At 69.3% G+C, this 25,551-nt stretch carries 27 protein-coding genes; 6 read left to right on the top strand and 21 right to left on the bottom strand.

Features of this window, described 5'->3' with window-relative positions; all coding sequences use genetic code 11:
• Nucleotides 1-26 precede the first annotated feature (26 nt).
• The 9 genes from NKT36_RS16165 to NKT36_RS16125 form a co-directional block, all read right to left on the bottom strand.
• On the bottom strand, nt 27-488 hold the full coding sequence (locus tag NKT36_RS16165; protein WP_327053814.1) for a hypothetical protein: 462 nt from the start codon (nt 486-488) through the stop codon (nt 27-29).
• Nucleotides 489-562: 74 nt separating this feature from the next.
• On the bottom strand, nt 563-937 hold the full coding sequence (locus NKT36_RS16160) for a hypothetical protein (protein WP_327053813.1): 375 nt from the start codon (nt 935-937) through the stop codon (nt 563-565).
• A 39-nt stretch (nt 938-976) separates the two neighbouring features.
• Complete coding sequence (locus NKT36_RS16155; RefSeq protein WP_327053812.1) at nt 977-2,020, bottom strand: 3-oxoacyl-ACP synthase; 1,044 nt, start codon at nt 2,018-2,020, stop codon at nt 977-979.
• The gene (locus tag NKT36_RS16150) at nt 2,017-3,156 is read right to left on the bottom strand and encodes a branched-chain amino acid ABC transporter permease (RefSeq protein WP_327053811.1); all 1,140 of its coding nucleotides are present in this window, start codon (nt 3,154-3,156) and stop codon (nt 2,017-2,019) included. The genes NKT36_RS16155 and NKT36_RS16150 overlap by 4 nt, the downstream gene beginning before the upstream one ends.
• Before the next feature lie 148 nt (nt 3,157-3,304).
• A complete protein-coding gene (locus NKT36_RS16145; protein WP_327053810.1) occupies nt 3,305-4,309 on the bottom strand; it encodes a branched-chain amino acid ABC transporter permease in 1,005 nt (334 codons plus the stop codon).
• Complete coding sequence (locus NKT36_RS16140; RefSeq protein WP_327053809.1) at nt 4,306-5,004, bottom strand: ABC transporter ATP-binding protein; 699 nt, start codon at nt 5,002-5,004, stop codon at nt 4,306-4,308. Before NKT36_RS16140 ends, NKT36_RS16145 begins: the two co-directional genes overlap by 4 nt.
• Nucleotides 5,001-5,771, bottom strand: coding sequence for an ABC transporter ATP-binding protein (locus tag NKT36_RS16135; protein WP_327053808.1), 771 nt, complete (start codon nt 5,769-5,771; stop codon nt 5,001-5,003). The genes NKT36_RS16140 and NKT36_RS16135 overlap by 4 nt, the downstream gene beginning before the upstream one ends.
• Before the next feature lies 1 nt (nt 5,772).
• Complete coding sequence (locus tag NKT36_RS16130) at nt 5,773-7,182, bottom strand: ABC transporter substrate-binding protein (RefSeq protein ID WP_327053807.1); 1,410 nt, start codon at nt 7,180-7,182, stop codon at nt 5,773-5,775.
• 233 nt (nt 7,183-7,415) lie between these two features.
• The gene (locus tag NKT36_RS16125; RefSeq protein ID WP_327053806.1) at nt 7,416-8,750 is read right to left on the bottom strand and encodes a tryptophanase; all 1,335 of its coding nucleotides are present in this window, start codon (nt 8,748-8,750) and stop codon (nt 7,416-7,418) included.
• Nucleotides 8,751-8,942: 192 nt separating this feature from the next.
• Here NKT36_RS16125 and NKT36_RS16120 point away from each other — a divergent pair, with 192 nt between their 5' ends.
• On the top strand, nt 8,943-9,368 hold the full coding sequence (locus tag NKT36_RS16120; RefSeq protein ID WP_327053805.1) for a universal stress protein: 426 nt from the start codon (nt 8,943-8,945) through the stop codon (nt 9,366-9,368).
• Between the two features lie 102 nt (nt 9,369-9,470).
• Here the strand turns inward: NKT36_RS16120 and NKT36_RS16115 are convergent, their stop codons facing one another.
• Complete coding sequence (locus tag NKT36_RS16115; protein ID WP_327053804.1) at nt 9,471-9,914, bottom strand: universal stress protein; 444 nt, start codon at nt 9,912-9,914, stop codon at nt 9,471-9,473.
• Between the two features lie 130 nt (nt 9,915-10,044).
• On the opposite strand from NKT36_RS16115, the gene NKT36_RS16110 reads away from it, so the two are divergent.
• Both NKT36_RS16110 and NKT36_RS16105 read left to right on the top strand, forming a co-directional pair.
• A complete protein-coding gene (locus NKT36_RS16110) occupies nt 10,045-10,662 on the top strand; it encodes a VOC family protein (RefSeq protein WP_327053803.1) in 618 nt (205 codons plus the stop codon).
• A 61-nt stretch (nt 10,663-10,723) separates the two neighbouring features.
• The gene (locus NKT36_RS16105) at nt 10,724-11,011 is read left to right on the top strand and encodes an amphi-Trp domain-containing protein (RefSeq protein ID WP_327053802.1); all 288 of its coding nucleotides are present in this window, start codon (nt 10,724-10,726) and stop codon (nt 11,009-11,011) included.
• Between the two features lie 28 nt (nt 11,012-11,039).
• Here the strand turns inward: NKT36_RS16105 and NKT36_RS16100 are convergent, their stop codons facing one another.
• Entirely contained in the window at nt 11,040-11,426 is a 387-nt protein-coding gene (locus tag NKT36_RS16100) for a DUF302 domain-containing protein (RefSeq protein WP_327053801.1), read from the bottom strand.
• Between the two features lie 154 nt (nt 11,427-11,580).
• Here NKT36_RS16100 and NKT36_RS16095 point away from each other — a divergent pair, with 154 nt between their 5' ends.
• On the top strand, nt 11,581-12,726 hold the full coding sequence (locus NKT36_RS16095; RefSeq protein ID WP_327053800.1) for an iron-containing alcohol dehydrogenase family protein: 1,146 nt from the start codon (nt 11,581-11,583) through the stop codon (nt 12,724-12,726).
• 134 nt (nt 12,727-12,860) lie between these two features.
• Here the strand turns inward: NKT36_RS16095 and NKT36_RS16090 are convergent, their stop codons facing one another.
• From NKT36_RS16090 to NKT36_RS16050, 9 genes are all read right to left on the bottom strand, one after another.
• The gene (locus NKT36_RS16090) at nt 12,861-13,535 is read right to left on the bottom strand and encodes an ABC transporter permease (RefSeq protein ID WP_327053799.1); all 675 of its coding nucleotides are present in this window, start codon (nt 13,533-13,535) and stop codon (nt 12,861-12,863) included.
• A gap of 1 nt (nt 13,536) precedes the next feature.
• Nucleotides 13,537-14,520 carry an ABC transporter ATP-binding protein gene (locus tag NKT36_RS16085; protein ID WP_327053798.1) on the bottom strand — a complete coding sequence of 328 codons (984 nt, stop codon included), beginning with the start codon at nt 14,518-14,520 and terminating at the stop codon, nt 13,537-13,539.
• A 3-nt stretch (nt 14,521-14,523) separates the two neighbouring features.
• Complete coding sequence (locus tag NKT36_RS16080; protein ID WP_327053797.1) at nt 14,524-15,246, bottom strand: ABC transporter permease; 723 nt, start codon at nt 15,244-15,246, stop codon at nt 14,524-14,526.
• A 4-nt stretch (nt 15,247-15,250) separates the two neighbouring features.
• On the bottom strand, nt 15,251-16,201 hold the full coding sequence (locus NKT36_RS16075; RefSeq protein ID WP_327053796.1) for a glycine betaine ABC transporter substrate-binding protein: 951 nt from the start codon (nt 16,199-16,201) through the stop codon (nt 15,251-15,253).
• A gap of 154 nt (nt 16,202-16,355) precedes the next feature.
• Entirely contained in the window at nt 16,356-16,802 is a 447-nt protein-coding gene (locus tag NKT36_RS16070) for a universal stress protein (RefSeq protein ID WP_327053795.1), read from the bottom strand.
• 54 nt (nt 16,803-16,856) lie between these two features.
• Nucleotides 16,857-17,558 (bottom strand): helix-turn-helix domain-containing protein, encoded by a 702-nt coding sequence (locus NKT36_RS16065; protein WP_327053794.1) that lies wholly within the window; start codon nt 17,556-17,558, stop codon nt 16,857-16,859.
• A 203-nt stretch (nt 17,559-17,761) separates the two neighbouring features.
• Entirely contained in the window at nt 17,762-18,580 is an 819-nt protein-coding gene (locus NKT36_RS16060; RefSeq protein ID WP_327053793.1) for an amidohydrolase family protein, read from the bottom strand.
• An 84-nt stretch (nt 18,581-18,664) separates the two neighbouring features.
• Nucleotides 18,665-19,522: a DUF6282 family protein gene (locus NKT36_RS16055; protein ID WP_327053792.1), complete on the bottom strand. Its 858-nt coding sequence runs from the start codon at nt 19,520-19,522 to the stop codon at nt 18,665-18,667.
• Nucleotides 19,519-22,404 carry an FAD-binding and (Fe-S)-binding domain-containing protein gene (locus NKT36_RS16050; RefSeq protein ID WP_327053791.1) on the bottom strand — a complete coding sequence of 962 codons (2,886 nt, stop codon included), beginning with the start codon at nt 22,402-22,404 and terminating at the stop codon, nt 19,519-19,521. Before NKT36_RS16050 ends, NKT36_RS16055 begins: the two co-directional genes overlap by 4 nt.
• A 178-nt stretch (nt 22,405-22,582) precedes the next feature.
• Between NKT36_RS16050 and NKT36_RS16045 the strand changes: the two genes are divergently transcribed.
• Nucleotides 22,583-23,344 carry a carbon-nitrogen hydrolase family protein gene (locus NKT36_RS16045; RefSeq protein WP_327053790.1) on the top strand — a complete coding sequence of 254 codons (762 nt, stop codon included), beginning with the start codon at nt 22,583-22,585 and terminating at the stop codon, nt 23,342-23,344.
• An 18-nt stretch (nt 23,345-23,362) separates the two neighbouring features.
• On the opposite strand, the gene NKT36_RS16040 is transcribed toward NKT36_RS16045, so the two are convergent.
• Nucleotides 23,363-24,388, bottom strand: a complete 1,026-nt coding sequence (locus tag NKT36_RS16040) for an AI-2E family transporter (protein WP_327053789.1) — start codon at nt 24,386-24,388, stop codon at nt 23,363-23,365.
• Between the two features lie 366 nt (nt 24,389-24,754).
• Here NKT36_RS16040 and NKT36_RS16035 point away from each other — a divergent pair, with 366 nt between their 5' ends.
• Nucleotides 24,755-25,522, top strand: coding sequence for a YihY/virulence factor BrkB family protein (locus tag NKT36_RS16035; RefSeq protein WP_327053788.1), 768 nt, complete (start codon nt 24,755-24,757; stop codon nt 25,520-25,522).
• Nucleotides 25,523-25,551: the final 29 nt, after the last annotated feature.

The following is a 25,551-nucleotide window of genomic DNA, read 5'->3' as shown; positions in this document are numbered from 1 at the left end:
CCGGTCCGCCGACGGAGGGCCGACTGTCAGCGCGAAAGGACGGCGTAGAGGCCGCCGAGCAGCACGCCGAAGACGACGTGGCCGACGAGGCTCTGCGGGTCGAGATTCGGGACGCCGGGACTCGGCAACCCGACCGCTCCCATCCAGGTCGGCATCACGACGGCGGCCGCGACCGCCCAGAGGAGCACGCCGTAGCCGAGGCCGAGGCCGGCGGCCGTCCCTGGGGAGTCGGCGTACTTCGCGAGCGGTGGCCGTGAGACGATGGCTGCGAACACCAGCGCGAAGGCGACGCTGTGGACGAGGTGGGCGACCCAGCCGGTCACGAGCCCCTCGGCACCGTAGAGTGCGCCGATGACGGGCATGATGCCCATCACGAACTGGATCAGCAGCCCCATCACGACGCCGGCACCGAGGCCGGCGAGTATTGCGGTCGTCCAGTCGACGGTTCCGGTCTCCCTCCGAACGGCGGTCTCTGTCTCGGATTCCATGGTCCGAACGACGTTCGACGGGCAAAAAGCGGTAGCGCGGTCGTGAGTCGGACGCGCACACCCGCCCGACGACGCTAGTTCTCCCGGAACGGGGCGGCGAGCGCGTACGTGGCTGCGTAGCCACCGGCGAACGCGGCGCCCGCGCCGACGCCCACCACGGCCGCATCGCCGAGCAGCGGGGTCGCGAGCGCGACCAGCACCACCCCTGCGAGCGCGCTCGTGACCACGACGGCCGCGGCGTCGACGACTGCTCGCTCCGGCCAGCGCGCCTCGCGGTAGGCGTCGAAGTCGATCTGCGGATTCCAGCCGGCGAACAGCAGCAGTGGCATGGCGACGGCGAGGCCCACGACGATGGGGTACCCGCCGGGGAGGCCGGCGGCGTCGGCGGCCGCCGCGCCCGTCCCCGCCAGCAGCGCGCCGCCGACCGTGGCGGCGATGCGCGTCAACATGGTCGACCGATTGCTGCGTTCGGTGGAAAAGCGTTTCCGTCAGCGACCGTGCCACTCGAGCACTGTCGCGGCCCAGGTGTACCCCGTCCCGGCGGCGAGGAAGACCAGGAGGTCACCCGGGTCGACCAGGCCCGCCTCGCGACCGCGGTCCAGCGCGAGCACCTGGTCGACGCTCTGGACGTGGCCGAACTCGTCGAGGTAGTACCCCGCCGCGTCGAGTTCGTCGAGCAGCAGGTCGTGGAACGACCGCTTGACGTGGGTGAGTGCGGCGAAGTCGAGGTCGTCGCGGTCGTAGTCCGACCGTTCGAGGGCCGCGTCGGCGACGGACAGGAAGTTCTCGATGCTCGTGTCGGCGAGGCGCTCCTTCATCCCCTCGGGGTCGGGGACGTCGAGCGTATGCAGCCCGGCATCGACGGTGGCGTGGCTCGGCGGCTGCTTCGACCCGCCGGCGGGCATCACGACGTCCTCCGAGAAGCTGCCGTCCGTCACGGCGGCGCTCTCGCGCACGGTGGCGAGGGGGTCGGCAGGGTCGCGCTCCAGCACGACGGCCGACGCGCCGCTGCCGAAGTTGAACATGAACGAGGAGGCCTCGTTGCCGTAGTCGACGAGGTCCTCCTCGCGGCTGGCGGCGACCAGCAGCATCGTCTCGGGGGCGTCCGCGACGAGCTGGGCGCGCGCCTGCCGGAGTGCGACGGGCGCGCCGGCGCAGAGCGCGTAGCTCTCGCTGGCGAACGCGTCCTCGGCACCGATGCGCTCGGCGACGTTCGCCGCGGCGCTCCAGACGACGTGGTCCTTGTACTCGCTGCCGTGGAAGAGCACGGCGTCGAGTTCGGCCGGGGCGACGCCGGCGTCCGCGAGCGCGTCCTCGGCCGCCGTCACGCACATGTCGGTGACGTGGTCGTCGTCCGGCGGGCAGACGTGCTTCTGGCGCACGCCCATCTTCTCGACGACGACGTCCTCCGGAACCCCGCTCTCGGCAGCGATCTCTTCGCCCGAGACGGTGTCGTCCGGGACGTAGACGCCGTAGCCGGTCAGCCCGACGGTCGGACCGTCGGACCTCGCTGGTGTCGCAGCGTCCGTCATCGGTACCTCCCGAACCGTTCGGGGAGGCGCTTGGCGACCGGGCCGCCCAGTCGGTCGCGCACCGTGCCGAGCAGGCCGTTCGGGACGAACAGCACGAACAGCACGAACAGCGCGCCGACGTAGAGGCTGGCGTGGCCGTTCAGGAACGTCTCGATGCCCTGGCCGACCGTCAGTCCGTTGTAGAGCTCCGTCGTCATCACGCCCTCGCCGAGGTGCGAGCGGAGGTACGGCAGCAGGCCGCCACCGCTGGCGGCCTTCGAGAGGAACTCCTTGACCGACTCGCTGAACAGGTGGCCGTACAGCGGGCCGGCCAGCGTGCCGAACCCGCCGATGATCGAGGCCAGCAGCGCGTCGCCGGCGACGAGGAAGTAGAACGTCCCCTCCGGGGAGGCGGTGCGCCGGTAGCCGGCCAGCAACCCGCCCGCGACCGCGGCGAAGAAGGCGCTGATGGCGAACGCGCCCATCTTGTACCGGAAGGTGTCGTAGCCGACGGCGCGGGCCCGCTCCTCGTTCTCGCGGATGGCGATCATCACGCGCCCGAACGGCGAGTGGATGATGCGCTGCATCGCGAGGTAGCAGACGAGCACGACGGCGCCGATGGCGTAGTAGGACACCGCCGTGCTGGTGAGGTGGACGCCCCCGAGCGACACAGCGTCGCCCGTCAACTGCCCGATGGCGACGTTCAGCGCGTCGACGCCCGGAACGCCGATCCGGAGGCCCTCCACCGTGCCGACGAAGGCGCCGTCGGGAGGGTTCGAGCCGACGTAGTCCCAGTTGCGCACGAACACGTACAGCACCTGGGCGAACCCGAGCGTTATCATCGCGAAGTAGACGCCGGTGAGCCGGAACGACACCGCGCCGATGGCCAGCGCCAGCAGCGCGGCGGCGAGGCCGGCGAGCACCAGCGACACCACGAACGGCGTCCCCGGGGGCACGAACGGCACCTTCCCGTTCGTCACGAAGACGACGAAGTACGCGCCGGTCCCGTAGAACGCCGCGTGGCCGAACGAGAGGTAGCCGGTGTAGCCCGAGATGAAGTCGAAGCTCATCGCGAACAGCCCGAAGTAGAGGACCGGGATCATCGTCTGGACGTTCGGGAGCACGGCCTTGGCCTCCGCGCCGACCGGCGAGGTCACGAGCAGGTGGTGGAGTCCTGGGTAGGCCGCGAGGGCGGCGACGACGACGAGGTGGGCGACGTGGTCGCGCGCGTACTCGACCGGCCACGAGGTCGCCGTCTCGGCCTCGTGGGACGCGCCCGTCCTCGTCTCCGCGTCGGTCTCGGCGCTAATGGCCCCCCACCTCCTCGACGCCGAACAGGCCCTGCGGGCGCAACACGAGCACGACCACGAGGATGAGGAAGATGGTCATCTCCGGCAGGCCGGAGAACTGGATGGCGTGGTTGAACCACCAGGTCGTGACGGCGTCGGTCATCCCGACGACGAGCGCGGCGACGACCGTCCCCCGGAACGTGCCGAGGCCGCCGACGATGACGACCACGAACGCCGGCAGCAGCGCGTGCGACGCCAGGGGGACGCTCGCGCCCCAGTTGGCGTCCCACATCAGCAGGACGCCCGCGACGCCGGCCAGCCCCGTCCCGAGCGCGAACACGACCGTGAAGACGCGGCGAACGTCGATGCCGAGCGCCTGGGTCATCTCCGCGTCCTCGCTCCCGGCGCGGATGACGAGGCCGTACCGCGTCCGGGTGAGGAACGCCCAGATGCCGGCCACTGTGAGCGCGCCGAACGCGATCTCGAACAGCGCCAGCCCGGTGACCGACAGCGGGCCGACCGAGTGCTGGGTCGCGATGACCGCCGGCTTCGTCCCCAGCGCCGCCTGCCACTTGGTCATCGGCTGGATCCCGTAGAACTGGACGACGATGCGCGCCAGTTCGTCGAGCACGAGCGTCAGCCCGAACGTGAGCAGTATCTGGTAGATGGGCGGCCGGTCGTACAGCCGACGGATGAGGCCGACCTCGACGACCGACCCGAGGGCGGCAAGGCCGCCGAACACGACGACCACCGCCACGAGGAAGGCGAGGATGGTCGTCGCGGCGGACCCGCCGGAGACGAACGTGACCATCACCAGTCCGCCGAGGTACGCGCCGATCATCGTCAGCGACCCGTGCGCGAAGTTGAGCACGCCCATCAGGCCGAAGATGAGCGTCAGGCCGCCGGCCAGCATCACGTACAGCGCGGCCTTCGCGAGCCCGTCGACGAACACCGACAGGAGGTTCGACGGCTGGACGAACGACCCGAGCGCGTCCGCGAACGCGACGAGCGGCACCGTCATGCGCTGAGATACCTCCTGAGCCGCTCGTCGTCGGCGGAGACGGCGTCGGCGTCGCCCTCGTCGACCACCTGCCCGTTGTCGAGCACGTAGAACCGGTCGGCGAGGTCGAGCGCGAGCGGGAGGTTCTGCTCGACCAGCAGCAGCGTCGTGTCCTCGGCGGCGTCGGCGAGCGCCGCCGCCACCGACTCGACGACGAGCGGCGCCAGTCCCTCGCTCGGTTCGTCGACGAGCAGGATGTCGTTGTCGCCGACGAGGCCGCGCGCGAGCGCCAGCATCTGCTGTTGGCCGCCCGAGAGCGACCCGGCGTCGTGGTCGGCCAGGTCGCGGAGGTCGGGGAACGTCTCGTAGGCGGTCGCGAGCGCGTCGTCGACGTCGTCGCCCTCCGGCACCGCCACGCGGACGTTCTCCTCGACCGACAGCTGGGCGAACACGCGGCGCTCCTCGGGGATCCAGCCGACGCCCATCTCGGCCACCTCGTGGGTGTCCTTGCCGACGAGCTCCTCGCCCCGGAAGCGGACGCTCCCGGAGCGCGGCGGCGTCAACTGCAGCACCGAGCGCAGCGTCGTCGTCTTGCCGACGCCGTTGCGGCCCACGAGGGCGACGACCTCGCCCGCCTCGACCTCCAGCGAGACGCCCTCCAGCACGTGGCTCTCGCCGTAGTACGTGTGGGCGTCCTCGACGGTGAGCAGGCTCACGCCGCTCCCCCCTGTCCCGCCTCGTAGCCGCCGAGGTACGCCTTCTGGACTGCGGGGTCGCCCCGGACGTCGTCGGGCGGCCCGTCGGCGATGACCTCGCCCTGGTTCAGGACGACGACGCGGTCGCTGACCTCCATCACGATGTCCATGTTGTGCTCGACGAGCAGGACGGCGTGGTCGGTGGCGACGTCCTCGATGAGGTCGATGATGTCGCCGACGCTCTCGCTGGAGACGCCGGCGTTCGGTTCGTCCAGCAGCAGGACGTCCGGGTCGCCCGCCAGCGCGATGGCGACCTCGAGCTGGCGCGTCGCGCCGTGGCTCAGGCTCTCGGCGGGCGTCGCGGCCTCGTGTCGCAGGCCGACGCGGTCGAGGATGTCGTACGCCTCCTCGGTGTACTCGGGGAACGCGTCGACGTTCCGCCAGAGCCGCAGCGAGTCGTCGCTCGCGGCCTGTGCGGCCACGCGGACGTTCTCTAGCACCGTGCTCGTCGGGAAGACGTTCGTTATCTGGTAGGAGCGGTGGACGCCGAGCGCGGCGGTGCGGTGAGGGGCCGCGTCGGTCACGTCGCGCCACTCGCCGTCCTGTCGGAACTCGATGCGCCCCTCGGACGGGGCGAGCGCTCCCGTCAGGAGGTCGAAGAACGTCGTCTTGCCCGCCCCGTTCGGTCCGATGAGCGAACAGAGCTGGTTCTCCTCGAGCGCGAAGTCGACGCCGTCCACGGCGACGAGTCCGCCGAACCGCTTCGTCAGCCCCGCGGTCCGGAGCATGTTACAGCGAACAGCCCATGCCGCCGGCACTCTTGGGAATCGTCGCCTTCCCGCCCTCGATGGTGGCGAGCGGCTCGCTCGGCATGACGGCCGCCTTCCAGTTGTCCGCCCACTCGTCGGTGGTCGGAACCGGATCGGCGACTGTCATCGACGACCGGGCCTGGTTGTTGTACTCCTGGAAGACGTAGCCGCCCTCGCCCTTCGGCGTGTCCGCGACCGTCATGCCGCGCATCGCCTCGGCGATGTCTTCGCCCTTCGTGGACCCGCTCTCGCGGACGCCCTGGACGATGGCCGACGCGGCGGTGAAGGTCCCGGAGGTGAACAGGTCCGGCACCGTCCCGTACGCCTCCGTGTACATGTCGACGAACGAGGAGTTGATCTCGTTGTCGTACTGGTTCCAGTGGTACCGCGTCGTGAACGGCCCCAGCTTGGCGTTCCTGATCTTCTCCTTCTTCAGCGGCTTCCCGAGCACCTTCTGCATCGTCTGGCCGACGATGGCGTTCGTGATGCGGGTTGCGAACCCGCCGAACACGCGGTAGCTGTAGTCGCCGGAGAGGAAGGTGGTGAACAGCGCCGGCAGCGTGTTGACCGTGAAGCCGCCGACGATGCCCTCCGCGCCGGCGCTCTCGGCGCGGTCGAGCAGGCCCTCCCACTCGGAGTGGCCCTGCGGGACGAACTTCTTGCCGACGATCTCGACGCCCTCCTGCTCGAGGACGTCCTCGTAGTTGTTCACGACGGCCTTGCCGAAGCTGTAGTCGGCGCCGAACAGGAACACCTTGCTCACGTCGGTCTGGTTGGCGACGTACTTCCCGCCGCTGCGGGCGTCCATCGCCGTGTTCTCGCTCGCCCGGAAGACGTTCGGCGCGCAGGTCTCCCCGGTCGCGGTGACGCCGGCGGACGCGGCCGGTCCGGCGACGTAGGGGATGCCGGTCTGCTTGGCGACGGTCTTGATGACCCGGTTGGCGGCACCCGAGGAGGCACAGCCGAAGAGGACGTCGACGTCCTGCTGGGCCAGGTTCGTCGCGAGCTGCTGGGCCTGCTTGGCGCTGAACTTCGTGTCGCGGACGTGGAGCTCGAAGTCGACGTCGCCGACCGGGACGGTCGTCGTCCCGGTCTTCACGCCCGTCTTCGGTTGCCCGTCGGCCTTGTACGCCAGTCCCGAGAGGAACCCCCAGAGGCTCTGCTTGCCGTAGTACCTGAGGTCGCCCGAGATGGGCTGCATCACGCCGACCTTGACCGTGCCCGATACGTCCGTCGTCGTCGTTTGCGTCGTTCCCGTCATATCGCCGTCGGTACCGTTGGTCGTCGTCCCGTCGTCCTGGTTGTTTCCCGTACAGCCGGCCAGACCCGCCGCGCCCACCGCACCGAGGGAGCTGAGCAGGCTACGCCGGTTCACGCCGTGGTTTGCCATGACGTGATAACAGGCGGTCAGAAACGGCAAATACTGCAGGGTTAACATGTAAACTGGCGTGGTCGAACGGGGCGCGTTCGCCGCCCGGTCGTCCTCGGACCCGGTCGCGGACGAGGGCAACACCGCTCGCGGCCGGTCCCGGACGCCGGTCGAGCCGTCACCCCTCGCGGACGGTCCCGGACGCCAGACGGGCCGTCACTCCTCTCGACCAGTCTCGAACGCCGGTCGGGCCGTCACTCGACGGGCCGGAGTTCGGCGCTGAAGTGACGCAGCTCCGCCATCTCGGGTTCGGAGACGACCTCCAGCCCGACGACGTCCTCGCGGCGGTCGGCGACGGCGGCGAACGTCTCTGCGACGTGTTCGAGGTGCTCGCGGAAGTAGGTTCGCCGCGGGAGACAGAGGCGCACGAGCTGCGGTCGGTCCTCGCCGGGGAAGGCGAACTCGCCGAGTTCGACGCCGCGGACGCCCCCCTCGCGGTACAGCTCGCCGACGAGCGCCTGCCCGGGGAACTGCTCGCGGGGGATGGCGGGCAGGAACTCCGCGGCGTCGACGTACACCGCGTGCCCGCCGGTCGGGGTGCGGATGGGGACGCCGACCTCCTGCAGCAGTTCGCCGAGTTCCGCGACCTGTTCGACCCGCGACGCGACGTACTCCTGCTCGACCGCCTCGCGGAGGCCGACCGCCATCGCCTCCAGGTCGCGCCCGGCCATCCCGCCGTAGGTGGTGAACCCCTCGTAGAGGATGCCGCGCTGGCGCGCCCGCTCGTACAGGTCGTCGTCCTCGCGCACGCCGACGAAGCCGCCGACGTTGACGAGACCGTCCTTCTTCCCGCTCATCACGACGGCGTCGGCGTAGGAGAGCTGTTCGCGCGCGACCTCGGCGACGCTCGCGTCCGCGAACTCCGCTTCGCGCTGCTGGACGAAGTAGGCGTTCTCCGCGAAGCGGCAGGCGTCGACGACGAACGTGGCGTCGAGTTCGTCGGCCACCTCGCGCGCCCGCCGGAGGTTCTCGACGCTGACCGGCTGGCCCGCCATCGAGTTGTTCGTGATGGTGACGACGACGGCGGGGATGCGCTCGGCACCGACCTCGTCGGCGAGGTCGCGCACGGCATCGACGTCGAGGTTGCCCTGGAACGGCGCGCCGGGCTCGCTCTCGACGGGGCAGTCGACGGGCTCGCCGCCGCTGTTGACGACGTGCGCCCGCGTCGTGTCGAAGTGGGTGTTGTTGGGCACGTAGTCGCCCTCGGAGACGAGGGTGCCGTAGAGGACGTTCTCCGCGCCGCGACCCTGGTGGGCCGGGACGATGCGCTCGAAGCCCATCACGTCCGAGACGGCCTTCTGGAGGCGGTGGAAGCTCTCGCTGCCGGCGTAGGCCTCGTCGCCGCGCATCATCGCCGCCCACTGCTCGTCGCTCATCGTCCCCGTCCCGCTGTCGGTCAGGAGGTCGACGAACACGTCCGCCGCGTCGAGGTTGAAGACGTTGTAACCCGCCTCGCGGAGGTTCGCCTCGCGCTCCGCCCGGTCGGGGAGACTGATCCGCTCGACCGCCTTCGCCTTGTACGCTCGCATGTCCCGACGGTAGAGCGAGGGGGGCTTAACCCTGCTGCGATAGAACCGGCCAGAGACGCCCCGAAACGGGCGTCGATGCCCGTTTGTGGTCACTGGTGTTGTCGGCCGTCGACCCCGTCGGCGCGACGCCCCCGAGTCGGCCACCGGGACGACCGCACACGTTGAAGTCCCTCGACTCGCAATCCTCACGGTATGTACGACGACATCCTCTTGCCCACCGACGGCAGCGAGGGCGCGACCGAGGCACTCGCGCACGCGCTCGCACTCGCAGAGACGTTCGACGCGACGCTGCACGTGCTGTACGTCGCCGACTCGAACCGCGATAGCGTCACCGTCGTCGGCGACGAGGTCGTCGACGCCCTCGAAGCCGAGGGTGAGAGCGTCGTCGCCGACGTGGTCGAACGGGCGACGGCCGCGGGCGTCGACGCCGTCGACGAGGTGGTCCAGGGCGCACCGCACAGGACCATCGTCGACTACGCCGACGAGCGGGACGTCGACGTCATCGTGATGGCGACCCACGGCCGCAAGGGCCTCGGCCGTTACCTGCTGGGGAGCGTCACCGAGAAGGTCGTCCGCACCGCGCCGGTGCCCGTCCTCACGGTTCGCATGGAGGAGTAGCCCGCCGCCAGAGCCGTCCTCGGGGGATCTTCGTCGGTTCCGGTCAGTCGGAGGCACCACCGTTTCCGGAGCACACCGCCGTTTCCGGTGTCCGGCGGCAGCTCAGTCGGCCGTCGCTTCAGCTGGTCGGCGGACCGTGAGCACCGGCACGTCGGAGAGCCGCACGACCTTCGCCGTGACGCTGCCGAGGAGGTGGCGGCGCAGTCCGGTCCGGCCCTGGGTCCCCATGACGACCAGGTCGACGTCGTGCTCGTCGGCGTAGTCGAGTATCGCGCTGTGCGGCGTTCCCAGCCGCGCCTCGGCCGTCACCGAGTCGACGCCGTGTTGTCGGGCGCGCGAGGCGGTCTCCCCGACGACCTTTTCTGCCTCCCTCTCGAGCCGTCCGGTGATCCTCGGCGTGCGGGCGTCCGGGGCCAGCGCGTTCGGGTTCGCGACGGAGAGGACGTGTAACTCCGCGTCGAACGCCGCGGCGAGTTCGAACGCCCGGGCCGCGGCGTTGGCCGCCACTTCGCTCCCGTCCGTCGGCACCAGGATCCGGTCGTACATACCTCCTCGTATGGCGTCCACGGCAAAAACAGTCGGGCCGGCAGCTATGAGCGGGCCGACAGGTTCGGCTGCCGTCGCGGACGGCGCGCTCGACGGGACCCTTATGCCGCGCGGCGGCGAACCCCTGGCCATGTCGAACGAGACGCCCGTGACGGCCGACGCACCGGACAGTCCGTTCCGGACGACGGGAACCGACCACGTCACCATCTGGGGGTCCAACGAGGCGGACACCCTCGCGTTCTACCGCGACCTGCTCGGGATGCCGCTGGTGCTCCGACAGCCGAACCTCGACGACCCGTCGCAGACCCACCTGTTCTTCGACACCGGCGACGGCCGCATCCTGACCGTGTTCGTCAGCGACGACCGACCGTCGAACCGGGGGCAGCTGCGGACCCAGACCGGCGGCGTCCACCACCTCTGTTTCGCCGTCGACCCGGAGCAGTACGAGGACGTGATGGCCGCCCTCGACGAAGCCGGCAAGGGGTACAACGTCTTCGACCGGGGCATCTTCCACTCGCTGTACACCACCGACCACAACGGCCTCGTCGTCGAACTCACCGCCGACAAGTACGACGTGCCGGCCGAGCGGAAGGGCGAGGTGCTCGCGACGGCCCAGCGCATCCGCGAGGAGGACGGGGCCGACTACGCACAAGACGAGCACCTGGCGGCCGCCATCGAGGAACTGGGCATCGAGGCGGAGAAGTACGACCTCCCGGACGCGGACAGCGGCGTCGGCGGCGTGGACTGACGGTCGAGATCGGACTCCGGACGGGGAGCAGACTTATTCGTTCCGAGGGCGTAGTTGGTGTATGCCAGAAGAAGTCCTGTTCAAGACGGAGCAGCGCCAGACCCGAGAAGACGTCGCGGCGTACCTGCGGACGGTCGCCGACAAACTGGAGCGCGGCGACGAGATATCGCTGAGTGCCGGGGGAGAGTCCGTCGCGCTCGCCGTCCCGCCCCAGCCGACGTTCGAGGTGAAGGCCGAGCGCGAGGGAACGGCCCCGAACACCGAACTCAGCGTCGAGTTCGAACTGGAGTGGGACGAGAACCAGGACGGCGACGGCAGCGGCGGCGGCGGCGACCTGTCGATCGAGTAGAAACGGCCGTCCGAGAGGAGCGGGGCGCTCAGAGCGCGTCGAGGACGCGCTCGAACCGCTCGGAGACCTCCGCCGAGATGGGGTCCAGGTCCGGATTGTCGGTCACGCCGACGAGCCGCTCCGGGTCGACGGCGCTCACGACGACCTCGCCGTCGTCGGTTTCGTAGACGACGACGTTGCACGGCAGGAGCGCGCCCAGGTCGAGTTCCTCCTGGAGGCCCTCGTGGGCGAGGCCGGGATTGCAGGCACCGAGGATGCGGTACTGTCGGAAGTCCTCGTCGAGTTTCTCCGCGAACGTCGCTTCGACGTCGATGTCGCAGAGGACGCCGAACCCCTCCTCGGAGAGCGCCTCGGTGGTCTCTGCGACGACCGCGTCGAACTCTCCGTCGAGTCGCTTCTGCATCGTATAGTCCATACCGAACAATTACGCGCGGCGGGTCATTACTGTTGTGTGAACAGCAGGCGACACAGCGCCGGGGTCGCCCCGTCCGCCTGCGACCGCCGGGAGACTTAAAGACGGGACATGTTCCGGGCAACGACCGTGGCGGTGGTCGACCACGGACCGAACGATGCAGTCGTTCGATCCGCCACCCGGAACGCAGCACGGACAGTCGAGCGTGGAGCAGTTACCGGCCATCGTCGACCGCCTCGGCGCGAACGCCGACGCGAAGGACGTGGTCGTCGTTACCGACGAAGGGGTCCGCGAGGCGGGCGTCGTCGCGGGGGTGACCGACCACCTGCCGGGAACGCCGAGGATCTACGACGGCGTCACGCCGAACCCGAGCGTCGACGCCGTCGAGGCCGCGGCGGAGGCGACAGCGGACGCCGACGCCGTCGTGGCCGTCGGGGGCGGAAGCGTCGTCGACACCGCCAAGGCCGCCTGTGCCCTCCCCGCGTTCCGCGACTCCTTCGCCGTCCTCAGGGCGGCATCGGCGGACGTCCGACCGCCGCGACCCGGTGCCAGCGTCCCGCTGGTGGCGCTCCCGACGACGGCCGGGACGGGGACGGAGACCGGCCACTGGGCGGTCATCAGCGACCACGACGTCGACGAGAAGGTGAGCGTCGGCCACCCCGTTCTTCGTCCGGACGCCGTCGTCCTCGACCCCGAACTGACGCGGTCGCTTCCGCCGTACGTCACGGCCGCGACGGGATTCGACGTCGTCACGCACGCCGTCGAGTCTCTGACGGCGGCGAACGCGTCGGCGCTCACGCGCCCCTACAGCCAGTACGCGTTCGACCTCGCCGACCGCAACCTCCTCCGCGCCGTCGAGGACGGCGAGAACCTCGACGCCCGCGAACGCATGCTCGAAGCGAGCTACCTCGCGGGGCTGGCGATGAACAACGCCGGTCTGGGTGTCGTCCACGGCATCAGCCACGCCATCGGCGGGCTCTACGACACGCCGCACGGCCACACCAACGCCGTCCTGCTCCCGCACGTCGTCCGCGCGAACGCACGCCGGTCGACCGACGCCGCGACCGCCTACGCCGCGCTCGTCGACGGGCACGACGACCCGGGCGAACTGCTCGCGACGCGACTGACGGAGTTGCGAGAGCGTTCGGGCCTCGACCGCGAACTGCCCGACGCCCCGGACGAGTGGGACTGGCAGGCGGTCGCCGAACGGGCCGTCGGCAACGTCAACACCGAGACGAACCCGGTCGCGTTCTCGCGGAACGAGATCGTCGACCTCTGCGAGCGGGCGTTCGAACGCTCGTAGTGGAACGTAATCTCGTCGGGGCCGAAGGAACGACCGACCGAGAAGCGACGACGATTCGAGAAGCGACGACAGCCGCGAGCGGTACGACCCGTGAACGGAGACGGAGTGCTGACGGGACGGTGGCGGAGGGGGAGTTATCCCGTCGCGATGCTACCGTCCTGCAGCGCTTCTCCGCCGAGGCGGCGCTCGACGAGCGCGAAGGCGGTGTCCATGCCGATGGCGAGCAGCGCACCCGGGATGGCACCGGCGAACACCTGCGCCATGTTGTACAGGCGGATGCCGCCGACGACCCAGACTCCCAGCGCGCCGCCGCCGATGAAGAACGCGAGGTAGGCGGTGCCGACGTTGATGACCGCGCTCGTCCGGATGCCCGCGAAGATGACCGGGACGGCCCGCGGGAGCTGGATCTTGCGGAGTATCTCCCAGTCGGTCATGCCCATCCCGCGTGCGGCGTCGACGGTGCTCTCGTCGACGTCCTCGATGCCGGTGATGGTGTTCGTCAGGATGGGGAGGATGGCGTAGACGAACAGCCCGACGAACGCCGGCAGGAAGCCGATGCCGAGTATCGGGAAGACGAGCGCGATGATGGCGAGCGTCGGGATGGTCTGGGCGACGTTCCCGAGCGTGAGGATGGGGCCCTTGAGGCCGTCCGAGCGGGTGGCGACGATGCCGAGCGGGACGGCCACCGCGATGGCCAGCAGCTCCGAGAACACCACCAGCTGCAGGTGCTCGGTGAACAGTTCCAGGAACGTGTCCTGGTTGTTCAGCAGGTAGCGCTGGGCCGCGGCCAGGTCTGCCAGCACACCCATCTCAGGCACCTCCGGTCGTCACCGGCCGCTCGCGACGGATGTCCTCCTCGGTGACGACGCCGACCGCGCGTCCGTCGTCGACGACCGGGACTGCGTCGGTGCCGGACCCGATGATGCGCGAGAGCGCGACCTGGGTGCTGTCCGTCGGCGAAACGGGAGTGACGCCGTCGTCGGAGCGCCAGTCTGCGAGCTCCGCGTGCTGGTCCGGCGACTCCTCGCGCATGACCGTCTCGACCTGGGTCACCTGGAGTTGCTTGAGCGTGCGGTCCGCGCCGATGAAGTCGCGCACGAAGTCGCTCTTCGGGTTCCGGAGGATCTCCTGTGGCGTGTCGTACTGGACCACCTCGCCGATGTCGAAGATGGCGATCTTGTCCCCCATCTTCAGCGCCTCGTCGATGCTGTGGGTGACGAACAGGATGGTGGTGTTGATCTCCTCCTGGATGTCGAGGAACTCGTCCTGCAGGTTCTCGCGGGTGATGGGGTCGAGCGCACCGAACGGCTCGTCCATCAGCAGGACGTCGGGGTCGGCGGCGAGCGCGCGGGCGACGCCGACGCGCTGGCGCTGCCCGCCCGACAGTTCGCGGGGGTACTGGTCGCGGTACTGCGCCGGCGGCAGGTCCATCAGTTCGAGGAGTTCGTCGACGCGTGCGTCGACGCGCTCCTCGTCCCAGCCTTTGAGCTCCGGCACCGTCGCGATGTTCTCGCCGACGGTCATGTGGTCGAACAGGCCGATCTCCTGGATGACGTAGCCGACGTCGCGGCGAAGTTCGATCTTGTCGAGGTCGGTCACGTCCGTCCCGTCGAAGTAGACGGTGCCGTCGGTCGGCTCCTCCAGACGGTTGACCAGCTTCATCGACGTCGTCTTGCCACAGCCGGACGGTCCGACGAGCACCGTCGTCGTTCCCGCCTCGACCTCGAAGCTGACGTCCTCTATCGCGACCGTACCGTCGTCGTAAACCTTGGTTACGTTGTCGAATTCTATCATCTGTTATCCCCTCGTGACGAGGCCGAAACCGCGCGGCAGTTCCACGTCCTCGCCGTTCCGCAGTCGGAAGTACGTCTCGAGCAGTGCGAAGCCGTAGTCGAACGCCAGCGTCAGCCCGGAGAGCAGTATCGTCGTCACGACGATCTTCGTCGTCTTGGCGTGGTGGATGCCGTCGAAGATGTAGACGCCCAGACCGCCGGCGCCGATGAACGCGCCGATAGCGGCGATGCCGATGAGCAGGACGACCGCGTTCCGGACGCCCGCCATGATGACCGGCAGCGCCATCGGGAGCTGTATCCGCCACAGTCGTTCGCGGCGCGTCATCCCGAGGCCGCGACCGGCCTCGATGGCGGCCTCGTCGACCCCCGTCAGGCCGACGTACGTGTTCCGGATGACCGGCAGCAGCGAGTAGAGGATGAGCGCGACGATGACGGGCGGTTTCCCGATGCCGAAGTAGGGGATGAACAGGCCGAACAGCGCGATGCTCGGGATGGTCATCATGACGCCCGCCAGCCAGAGCACGCCCGTCGCCGCGCGGTCGTCGAACGTGATGAGGACGCCCAGGAGGACGCCGATGGGGACCGCGGCGGCGATGGCCTGGACGATGATGACGAAGTGTTCGACGGTCAGTGCGACGAGTTCGGCGCTGTTGTCTCCGGCGAACTGCAGGAAGTCCCCGAGGGCGACGAGGGCGAGCGACGCCGTGGGCAGGTTCGTGGGGGTCATTTCCTCAGATGAGGCCGTTTTCCGTCAGGAAGTCCTCGGCGACCGTCTTCGACTCCTTCTCGTCGATCGAGACCTTCTTGTTGAGACCGCGGATGGTCTCCGTGTCGAGAGCGGCGGCCAGGTCGTTCAGCGGCTTCTCGATCGCCGACGCGTCCTTCAGGGCCTTGCTCCGAACGACCGGCGCCGGGTTGTACACCGGGAAGAACTTCTCGTCGTCCTCGAGGACCTGCAGGTCGTACTTGATAATCTGGGGGTTCGTGTTGAACCCCATAGTGAGGGCGGCCTCGCCCTCGCCGGCGATCTGGTACCCGAGGCTCGGGTTGACGGTCTTGACATTCAGGTTCTTCGCGGCGTCGCCGAAGCCGTAGTGCTCCGTGAGGCCCGGCCAGCCGTCCTCGCGCTCCTGGAACTCCGCGTCCATCACGAGCTTGAAGTCCGTGTTGCCGTTCTTGACGTACTTCGCGAAGTCGCTGAGCGTCTTCACGCCGGTCTTGTCCACCCAGTCGGCGTTCCCAGCGAGGACGTACGTGTTGTTGAACGGCGCGCGGTCGAGGAGTTCGAGGTCGTACTCGCTCTTGAACTCCTTGCCGACCTTGTCGTAGATGGTCTGGGGGTCGGTGATGACCTCGTCGTGTTTCGGGGGCAGCGTCGCCCACATAGTGCCGGTGTACTCCCAGTAGAACGTGATGTCACCGTTCTTGAGCGCCTCGAAGTTCGTCACCGTGCCGCCGAGTCCGACCTTGCTCTTGACGTCGACGTCGGTGTTCTCCTTCAGGGTCGTCGTCGAGAGGTGGCCGAGCAGTTTCTGTTCGGTGAACTGCTTCGAACCGACGGTGACGGCGCTTCCGCTACCCATGATTCCGCCGAGACAGCCGGCCAGCGAACCGAGGCCGGCGGCACCGGCGGCGCCACTACCACGTTTGAGGACGGAACGGCGCGTGAGTTGGTCTGACATGACTATTGGTGAGACCACACTATACCCGGGTAACAGTTCACACGAACAAAGCGCACTATTTATAATGGTATGCTCTGCAGAGCGGCCTCGTCGCCCGCGGTAAAGGCGTCTAACGTCAGACGCGGGTTTGACGACTGACGCGTCGTAGACGCCGTCAGCTCATCGTCGGCGGCGTCACCACGACCGGAACGGTCGCGTTGAGAAGCACGTCCTGCAGGTCGCTCCCGAAGACGGCCTTCCCCGCGGGACTGCGCTTGCGACTGTACATGTAGATGCGGTCGACGTCCTCGTCGTTCGCAGCCGAGAGGATGGCCTGCGCGGGCGACGCTTTCTCGACGACGCCACGAACCCGGTAGTCGACGCCCGCCTCGTCAAGTCGGTCGACGGCCGTCGAGACGCCGGACTTCCGTTCGGCGAGGTCGTGGACGTCCATGTCGTCGACGTCCAGATTGGACTTCGTCGTCGCCACCTCGTCGTCGTCGAAGACGTGGAGGACGACGACCGTGAGCGCGTCGGCCGGTTCGACGTCGACGGCGACGGCAGCCACCGCCTCGACCCAGCCAGGGAACCCCCGGGCCGGGAGCAACACTTTGGTTTCCATACGTGCCGTTCGAAAGGGGCCGGTATCAGTATCCCGTCACACATGTTCGCCCTTTTATCCCTCGCCGGAGACGGCGAGGTTGATGTACGGGACGAGGAACTCGATCAGCTGTCCCTCCGCCTTCCGCAGGTGCGTGGAGGCGGTCGTCTTCGTTATCCCCAGCTCATCGGCGAGTTCCTCGAGCGTCACCTCGCGCGGGATCTCGAAGTAGCCCAGTTCGACCGCCGTGTTCAGGATGTCGCGCTGCCGCGGCGGGATGGAGGAGAGCAGTTCCTGCCACTCCGCGTGACTGGGGACGACCTCGCGGCGGAAGTCGGGCGAGATGCGGTCGACGGAGACGGGACCGAACTCCGAGAGCAGGTCGACCGCGTCCGACAGCTCCTCGCGGTTCGAGAGGAGGAGGTCGAAGCACTCCCGACCGTCGGCGAGTTCCGTCGGCCCGAGCGGCAGGAACCCCTCGTACATCAACGTCTGGAGCGGCGTGAACTCGACGAGGTCGCCCTCGAGCAACAGCGTCGCCGACGTCCGGTCGGAGCGTGGCTGGTCGTACCGTTCGAGGATCTCGACCGAGTCGATCATCCGGTGGGACTCGACGACCTCGACGGCCGGGTCGAGGTGGTCGGTCTCGAGCGCCACGATGCCGATGTATCGACGGTCGCGGAACGTCGACGCGAGGAACTCGGCGAACACCCCGTAGCGTTCGAGTTCGGCCGTCCAGTCTCCCTCGTACTGGACGCAGACCTTCGCTGTCAACATGTGCCCTGATTGCGCGAACCACGGTATAAGTCCTCGCTAATCGTCGGGGCGTCGCAGGAAGAAAGGACAGGGCACCGGGGTGACCCGGTGTCGCTATGACATGGCGTACAGCGGAACGAGACGTGGAGTGGCGCAGTCGACCGGTGGCGTACCCGCCATCTCGAACGGGCCGTTCCGGCCGGTCGCCGGAGGGTCGTCGCCCGTCAGTCGTCCGCGGGGGCGGCCTTCTCGTCCCAGTCCTGCTTGGCGACGTCGAGGTCGTAGAGGTCGATGGCGTTCTGGCCGAGGATCTTGGCCTTCTGCTCCTCGTCGGCACCGATGCAGTTGATCTTCTCCAGGGCGACCGGGATGTTCGTCGAGTGCTCGGCGGCCATCAGCAGGCGGTCGGCACCGACGTCCTCCATCGCCCGGCGGATGTACATGTTGAGCGCGAGCGTCGTGTCGAGGTAGATGTTGTCGTAGCGCTCGGCCATCAGGATGGCCTCCTGGGTGAGCGTGTACGCACCGCCCATGTGCGCGAGGACGATGGGGAGGTCGGGGTAGTCCTCGGCGACCGGCATCAGCATGCCGGGGATGCTGAACGGCATCCCATGCGGACCGGTGTGGACCATCACGGGCATGTCGTTGTCGACGGCGGCGTCGTAGAAGTCGTAGGCGATGTCGGAGGTCGGGTCGACGCCCCACGCGAGCGTGTGCAGCTTCGCGTACTTGAAATCGAGCTCCTGCGCGGTGCGGGTCATCTCCTCGTGGACGAACTCCGTGCCGAGGTGTGGGTTCGGCGCGGCGATGCCGAACAGGCGACCGGGGTACGCCTGGGTCGCCTCGTAGATCTGGTCGTGGACGTCGGTGACGCCGCGGTCGTTCTCGCCGCCGAGCGGCATCAGCATGCTCGCGTCGACCTGGTTCTCGTCCATCGCGTCGATGATCTGTGCGACGCTCTCGGACCACTCGAAGACGCGGTCCTGGTCTGCTTCCTCGTTGCCGATGTGGTGGTGGGCGTTGACGACGGGATAGTCTGCCATTGCGACTCCTGCTTGTGGGAAGCCCGGCATGAGAATTCGCTGCTACATGTCGGACCATTCAAGTGGGGGCGGACAGGAGTCGGGTCAGCGACCGAGGAGGTTGGCCGGCGTCTCCGCCACGAGGCGGCGGACCGTCGCCCGCGAGAGGCCGGCGTCCTGCAGGTCGCCGGCGAACCGTGCGAGGCCCGGCACCGGCGGGTTCTCGGCCTGGCCGAAGTCGGTCGCGAGCAGGCACCGTTCGGGACCGACCGCCTCGACCGCCCGCGCGATGCGGTCGACGTCGTGGCCCGCCGTGCTCTCGACGGAGTAGGCGCAGTACTCCATGTACGCGCCCTTCGCCGCGAGCTCGCGCTGGCGCTCGATGGAGAGGTCGACGACGCGGAAGAACGGGTGGTTGACCAGACAGCGCGTCCCGGCCTCGGCGCAGGCGTCGACGACGGCCCCGGTCGCGTCGGGGGCGACGTGTCCCGTCCCGAGAACGGCGTCGTACTCCCCCACGAGGTCGACGACGCGCCGCGCCTCGGGCGTGAGGTCGCCGCCGTCGACGACGCTGAGCTGCTCGTCCGGGCCGGGGACGCGCTGGCCGACGAACGACTCGACGCCGGCGGCGCGCGCCTGCCGGGCGTGGTTCGCGCTCCAGGCCGTCGGGAGCCAGACGATGGCCGCGCCGAGTTCGAGCGCCACCTCCACCGCGTCCGGGTTGACCCCGCCGACGCTCCCGTTGAGCGCGATACCGCCGAGGAGGACGTCCTCGCCGACCGCCTCGTTGACGAGGTCGACCCGCCCGACGGTCGGGACGACGTGGCTCTTGACGACGACGCCGGCCATCCCCGCGTCGACGGCGTCGCGGGCGAGCGCCACGTCGGACTCGTAGCGGTCCACGAGGTCGGGCGCGGAGTGGACGTGGACGTCTATCGCGCCGTCGAGCGGGACGTCCGTCATAGCGCCTCCGCGAGCAGCGTCATCGGGTGCACGGTCTCGACGTCGAGATCGCCCAGTTGCTGGCGGCAGGAGGCGCCGGTCGTCGACACGACGTCCGCGTCCGCGGCCTCGACCGTCGCCCGGAGGTCGGTTCCCAGTTCCATCGAGAGGTCGTAGTGCTCCGACTCGTACCCGAACGCGCCGGCCATCCCGCAGCAGGTCGCCTCGACGCGCTCGACCTCGTAGCCTGCTTCGCGCAGGAGCGCGACCGGCGCGGCGTCTCGCCCCTCGGCCTTCGAGTGGCAGTGGCCGTGGAGCGCGACGCGGGTGCCGCCCGCGTCAGCGTCGAGGTCGAGGTCGCTGGCCGCGACCTCGCGGTAGAGGAACTCCGCGACGGTCGCGGCAGCGTCGGGCACGCCGCCCGGGTCGTCGACGAGGTCGTCGTACTCGGTCAGCGCGCTCACGCAGGACGGTTCGACGCTCAGGACCGGGACGTCGCGCTCGACGGGTTCCCGGAGGCGTTCGACGTTCGCCGCGGCGTTCTCGCGGGCGGTGTCGACCAGCCCCTGGGAGAGCGCCGGGCGACCGCAGCAGGAGACCTCCGGGACCTCGACGTCGTACCCGCACGCTTCGAGGACGCGGACGACCGACTTCCCGACCTCGGGGTTGTTGTACGCCATGTAGCAGTCCGGGAAGAGGACGACCGTGCCCTGGCCACCCGTCGGTGGGGACTCCCGGCCGTCTGTCGTCGACGGTGACGGGCGGTCGGCGAACCACTCGGGAAAGGAGGTGGCGGCGAACTCGGGGAGCGTTCGTCGGCGGTCGATGCCGACGAACCGTTCGGCGAGCGCGCGGCCGACCGACAGGTCCGCGAGGCGGTTCGACAGCGGCGCGAGCGCGCTGCCGAGTCGGTTGAGCGTCCGCACGTTGCCGAACAGTCGGGCGCGCAGCGGGATACCGTCCTCCTTGTGTTTCTGGTGTTTGGCCTCCGTCCGGAGCTTCGCCAGGTCGACGCCGGTGGGACACTCCGTCTTGCAGGCCTTGCAGGCGAGACAGCGGTCGAGGACGGCTTCCTGGAACTCGTCGCTCGTGAGCGCGTCGTCGCCGAGATCGCCGTCGATGGCTGCGCGGAGCATGTTCGCCCGACCCCGGGTGCTGGTCACCTCGGTCTCCGCGCCGCGGTAGGAGGGACACATGACGCCGTCGCTCGTCGTCCGGCACTTCGAACAGCCGTTGCACTGCTCGACCAGCGACGCGAACCCGCCCGCGTCGCCGAAGTCGAGCGCCGTGTCGACGGCGTCGGGGTCGTACCCCTCGAACCGGAGGTTCTCGTCGACGGCGGCGAGGCGACCGTCGCTCGCCGGCACCACCTTCCCCGGGTTGAACACGTCGTCGGGGTCGAACGCCCGCTTCACGCGCTCGAACGCCTCGTAGAGCCGTTCGCCGTACATGTCCTCGATGTACGCAGAGCGGAGGCGGCCGTCGCCGTGCTCGCCGCTGACGCAGCCGCCGACGTCGAGGACGACGTCGTGGACGGCCTCGGAGACGCTACGGAGTCGCTCGCGGTCGCGCTCGGTCCCGAGGTCGAGGAACGGCTTGACGTGGAGGACGCCCTGGCCGGCGTGGCCGAACACGCTCGCCTGCAGGTCGTGGGCCTCGAGGACGTCGCCGACGCGTTCGAGGTACTCGGGCAACCGCTCCGGCGGGACGGCCGCGTCCTCGATGAACGACAGCGCCTGCTCGTCGCCGGGTCGCCGGTTCAACAGCGGGTTCGACGCCTTGCGGATCTTCCAGAGCGTCGCCTGGTCGTCGTCGTCGACCGCGCGCTCGACGGCCATCGTCGCGTCGGTCGTGGCCGCCGCGACGAGCGCGTCGAGGTCGTCGCGCTGCTCGTCGACCGTGGTCTCGACTTCGAGCAGCAGCGCAGCCCCCGCCTCATCCGGGACGAGGTCGATACCCCAGGCGTCGCGGGCGTACCCGAGGACGGCGTCGTCGACGAGTTCGACGGCGCTCGGGTCGGCGTCGAGGGCCGGCGCGACCGCCGCCGCGGCCGCGACGACGTCCTCGTAGAACACGAGCGCGGCGGCCCGCGTCTCCGGTCGCTCGGTCAGTTCGAGCGTCACCTCGGTGACGAGCGCGAGCGTGCCCTCGCTCCCGACGACGAGTCGCGAGAGGTCGACCCACGAGCCGTCCGCCGCGACGCTCGACGCAAGGTCGTACCCGCTGGAGTTGCGGTCGACGTCGGGGTACCGGCGCTCGATCTCGTCGGCGAGGTCGGTCCCGAGCTCGCGGATCGTGCGATGGACGTCGCCGGCCAGGTCGTCGCGGGCGCACTCGGCCTCGAGCGTCGCGCCCTCGATGCGGTCGGCGGTGACGACGCTGCCGTCCGCGAGCACGCACTCGACGCTCCGGACGTTGTCGCGGGTCGTCCCGTGGCGGACCGAGTGCGGGCCGGCGGCGTCGTTGGCGACCATGCCGCCGACCGTGCAGGTGCTGGACGTGCTCGGGTCCGGCGGGAAGTAGCGGTCGTACTGCGCGAGGTGGTCGTTGAGGTCGTCGAGGACGACCCCAGGCTGGACGGTCACCGTCTCCGCGTCGGTGTCGACGTCGACCACGTCGTCGAGGTGACGCTCGAAGTCGACGACGATGCCTTCGCCCACCGCGTTCCCGGTGAGGCTGCTCCCCGCCCCGCGGGCGGTGATGCTCGTCCCGTTCCGGCGGGCGTGCTCGACCACCCGGCGGACGTCGCCCCGACTGGCGGGGAAGACGACGCCCGCTGGCTTCGCCTGGTAGATGCTGGCGTCCGTGGCGTACAGCGTCCGCGTCCGGTCGCCGAAGTCGACCTCGCCGTCGAACGCCTCGGCCAGTTCGGGCGGCCTCCCCGTCGCATACTCTGTGCTCATCGTGCGACACCTGTGGCTACACCCGGATAACGGTCCAGACCGACATGTGCGCCTTTTTAGTCCGGCGGCGGTTCCTCCGTGGACGGAACTTAAATCTCGCACATGTGGACGGGAAACCTCATCGGGGTGTGGTCGAGTGTCGGGGTATGAACGTCGGAACGCGATGGGTGGTCGCTCGATGACCGGTGCGCTCGCCGCCTGCCAGTTCGAACCCGTGGTCGGCGACCCCGGGACCAACTACGACCGGATGGACGAGGTCACGGGACGGCTCGACGACGACGTCGAACTCGCAGTGTTCCCGGAGCTCTGTGTGACCGGGTACGACCTCGACGTCGCCGCGGAGTACGCGACGCCCGTGCCGGGCGAGGCGACCGACCGCCTGGTGGCGCTGGCCGACCGCCACGACCTGCATCTCGTCGCCGGAGTCCCCGAGCGGGCCGACGGGGGACTGTACAACAGTCTCGTCCTCGTCGACGGTTCGGGAGTGGAGGCGACCTACCGGAAGCAGTTCCTGTGGGGCGACGAGACGGCGACGTTCGACGCCGGGACGGAGCCGGTCGTCGCCGAGACCCCCGTCGGGAAGGTCGGCATGCTCGTCTGCTACGACCTGAACTTCCCGGAGGCGGCACTCGACTACGCGCGACGTGAGTGCGACGTCCTCGCGGTGAGCGCCGCCTGGCGGACGGCGTTCGTCGACGACTGGCGGCTGCTGCTCCGGGAGCGCGCACTCGACGGGACGTGCTACGCCGTCGGGGCGAACCACGTCGGCGACCAGCGGGGGCGAGAGCACGCCGGGACGAGCCTCGTCGCCGGCCCGCAGGGGAGGGTGCTCGACGTGGCCGACGCCGCGACCGACGGCGACACCGCCGTTGCACCCGTCACCGAAGAAGCGCTACGGACGGCACGGGAGCGCAACCCCGTCCTGGAGACGCGGCGGTAACGAGGCGGCGTCGGGGCGTCACGACGAACTGCCGACGTCCTGGCGCGCCTTCACCAGCAGTTCGACGATGGCCTTCGCCAGGCCGAGCACGACCGGGCCGACGAACAGGCCGAGGAACCCGAACACGGCCACGCCGCCGAAGATGCCGAGGACGAGGAGTCCGGGGTTGAGTTCCGCACCGCGCTGCATCGCGAGCGGTCTGATGACGTTGTCCGACCCGCTGACGACGACGGCGCCGTACACCAGCAGTCCCAGCGCCTCCGGGACGGCCCCCGTGAGGAAGAGGAACACCACCGCAGGAGCCCAGACGATGGATGCGCCGATGAGCGGCAGCAAGGAGAGAACGAACGTGACCACGCCCCAGAAGACGATGTTCTCGAAACCGACGACGATGAAGCCCAGGACCGTCAGTATCGCCTGCACGCCGGCCACGATGACGTTGCCGACCACGGCCGCCCACAGCAGGTCGTCGGTGCGCTCGATCAGTTCGTCCGCGGTCGCGGCGTCGAGCGGGACGGCCGTCCGGATCCAGCCGACGAACGCGTCGCCGTCGCGCAGCAGGTAGTAGAAGGTGAACAGGAACACCACCGATCCGACGACGAACCCCGGGATGCCGCCGACGATGCCGACGACGCTACCGAGGACGCCCCGGACGCCGGTCTCGATCGCGCCGGAGTACGGTTCGAGCAGGGTCCGGATGTCGGCGTCCGTGCCGAGCAGGTCCTGCATTGCGATCTCGACGGTCGCGACGTCTGGGACGTCGGTCCCGCGGACCAGCGAGACCGCCTGATCGGCCGCGACGAGGACGACGAGCACGAGTGGGCCGAGGACGACGACGATCGTGAGAAGGATGGTGACGACAGCGCCGGTTATCGTCCCCAGACGACGCGAGAGCCGGGCGTTCGCCGGCGCGACGAGGTACGCCATCAACCCCGCCAGCAGGACGTACTGGAGGAACGGCAACACGAGAAGTATCGACAGCCCGCCGGCGAGCACCAGCAGGAGCCGGAGGAAGGTCCTCGACGAGCCGTCGTCGCTGCTCATGAACTGGGAGCCCGTGGCGCATCGGTCGGACGCCGGTCGCGGGAGTCGTCTCTCGACATCCTCTGATCTCGACGGGGCGACAATCCCGGCGATAATAGGCCTTGCGTCGGCAGTTCGGCCCCTTTCACGGTAATCCTGGGTTACCGATTCGTCCCCGGACGGTAAGGGTGGCCTATCGAGACGCGGCGGCCAGCACCCGAACGGCGACCGGCGACGAGGGGCCGCTTGACGGTCGCCGCTCCAAGCGCGACGGCGGTCGTCCGCACCGCCGACTCCGACCGCCGCAGAGCCACCGCTCCGCCGTCAGACCGCGTTACCGACGCTTGCCCACCGCATTCTTTTTCCGACGGGCGTCGAACCGCCGCCGTGGCTCCCGTCGCCACCCTTCGCGAGATCGTCGCGACAGTCCGCGACAACGACATCTGGTTCATGGCGGCCAGTTTCGCCTACTACGCCTTCGTGTCGATTCTCCCGCTGCTCGTGCTGCTGTTCGCCATCGTCTCGGCACTGCGCGGGGAGGCGCTCGCCCAGGCGGTCGTCCGCCAGGTGGCGGCACTCACGCCGACCGGACGGGACCTCATCCGGAACGCCCTCACCGGGTCGGCCGGGCGGCTCGAACTGTCGATCGTCAGCGCGCTCGCGCTCACCTGGAGCGCCGTGAAGGTGTTCCGGAGCCTCAAGTTCGCGTTCTCGCGCATCTACGACGCCACGACGGAGCCGACCATCCTCGAGCAGTTGCAGGACGGACTCGTGGTGCTCGTCGCGATGGGCGTCGGCTTCGTGCTGATGGTCCTCGTCAGCATCCCGACCGAACTGGTTCCCGGAGACCTACCGGTGGCCGACGTGGCCGACCAGGTGGAACTGTTCGTCGGGCTCGTCTTCGCCTTCTTCCCGCTGTACTACGTCCTCCCTCCGACCCGGCTCCGGGTCCGCGACGCGCTCCCGGGGACGACGGTGGCCGCCGGCGGGTGGCTGGCGCTGCAGGTCGGGTTCCGGTTCTACGCCGAGAACGCCAGACAGTACGCCGCGTACGGCGTCCTCGGGGCCGTCCTCCTCTTCGTCGTCTGGCTCTACGTCGCCGGGTTCCTGCTGCTCGTCGGCGCGTGCGTCAACGCCGTGCTGGCGGGCGAGTGACGCCGGCTGACGTTCGCGTCACCGCCGCG

The organism is Halomicrococcus gelatinilyticus, assembly GCA_024227995.1.
Classification (GTDB): Archaea; Halobacteriota; Halobacteria; order Halobacteriales; family Haladaptataceae; genus Halomicrococcus; species Halomicrococcus gelatinilyticus.
The sequence above is the reverse complement of the archived record's forward strand: the minus strand, read 5'-3'. Positions and strand labels throughout refer to the sequence as shown.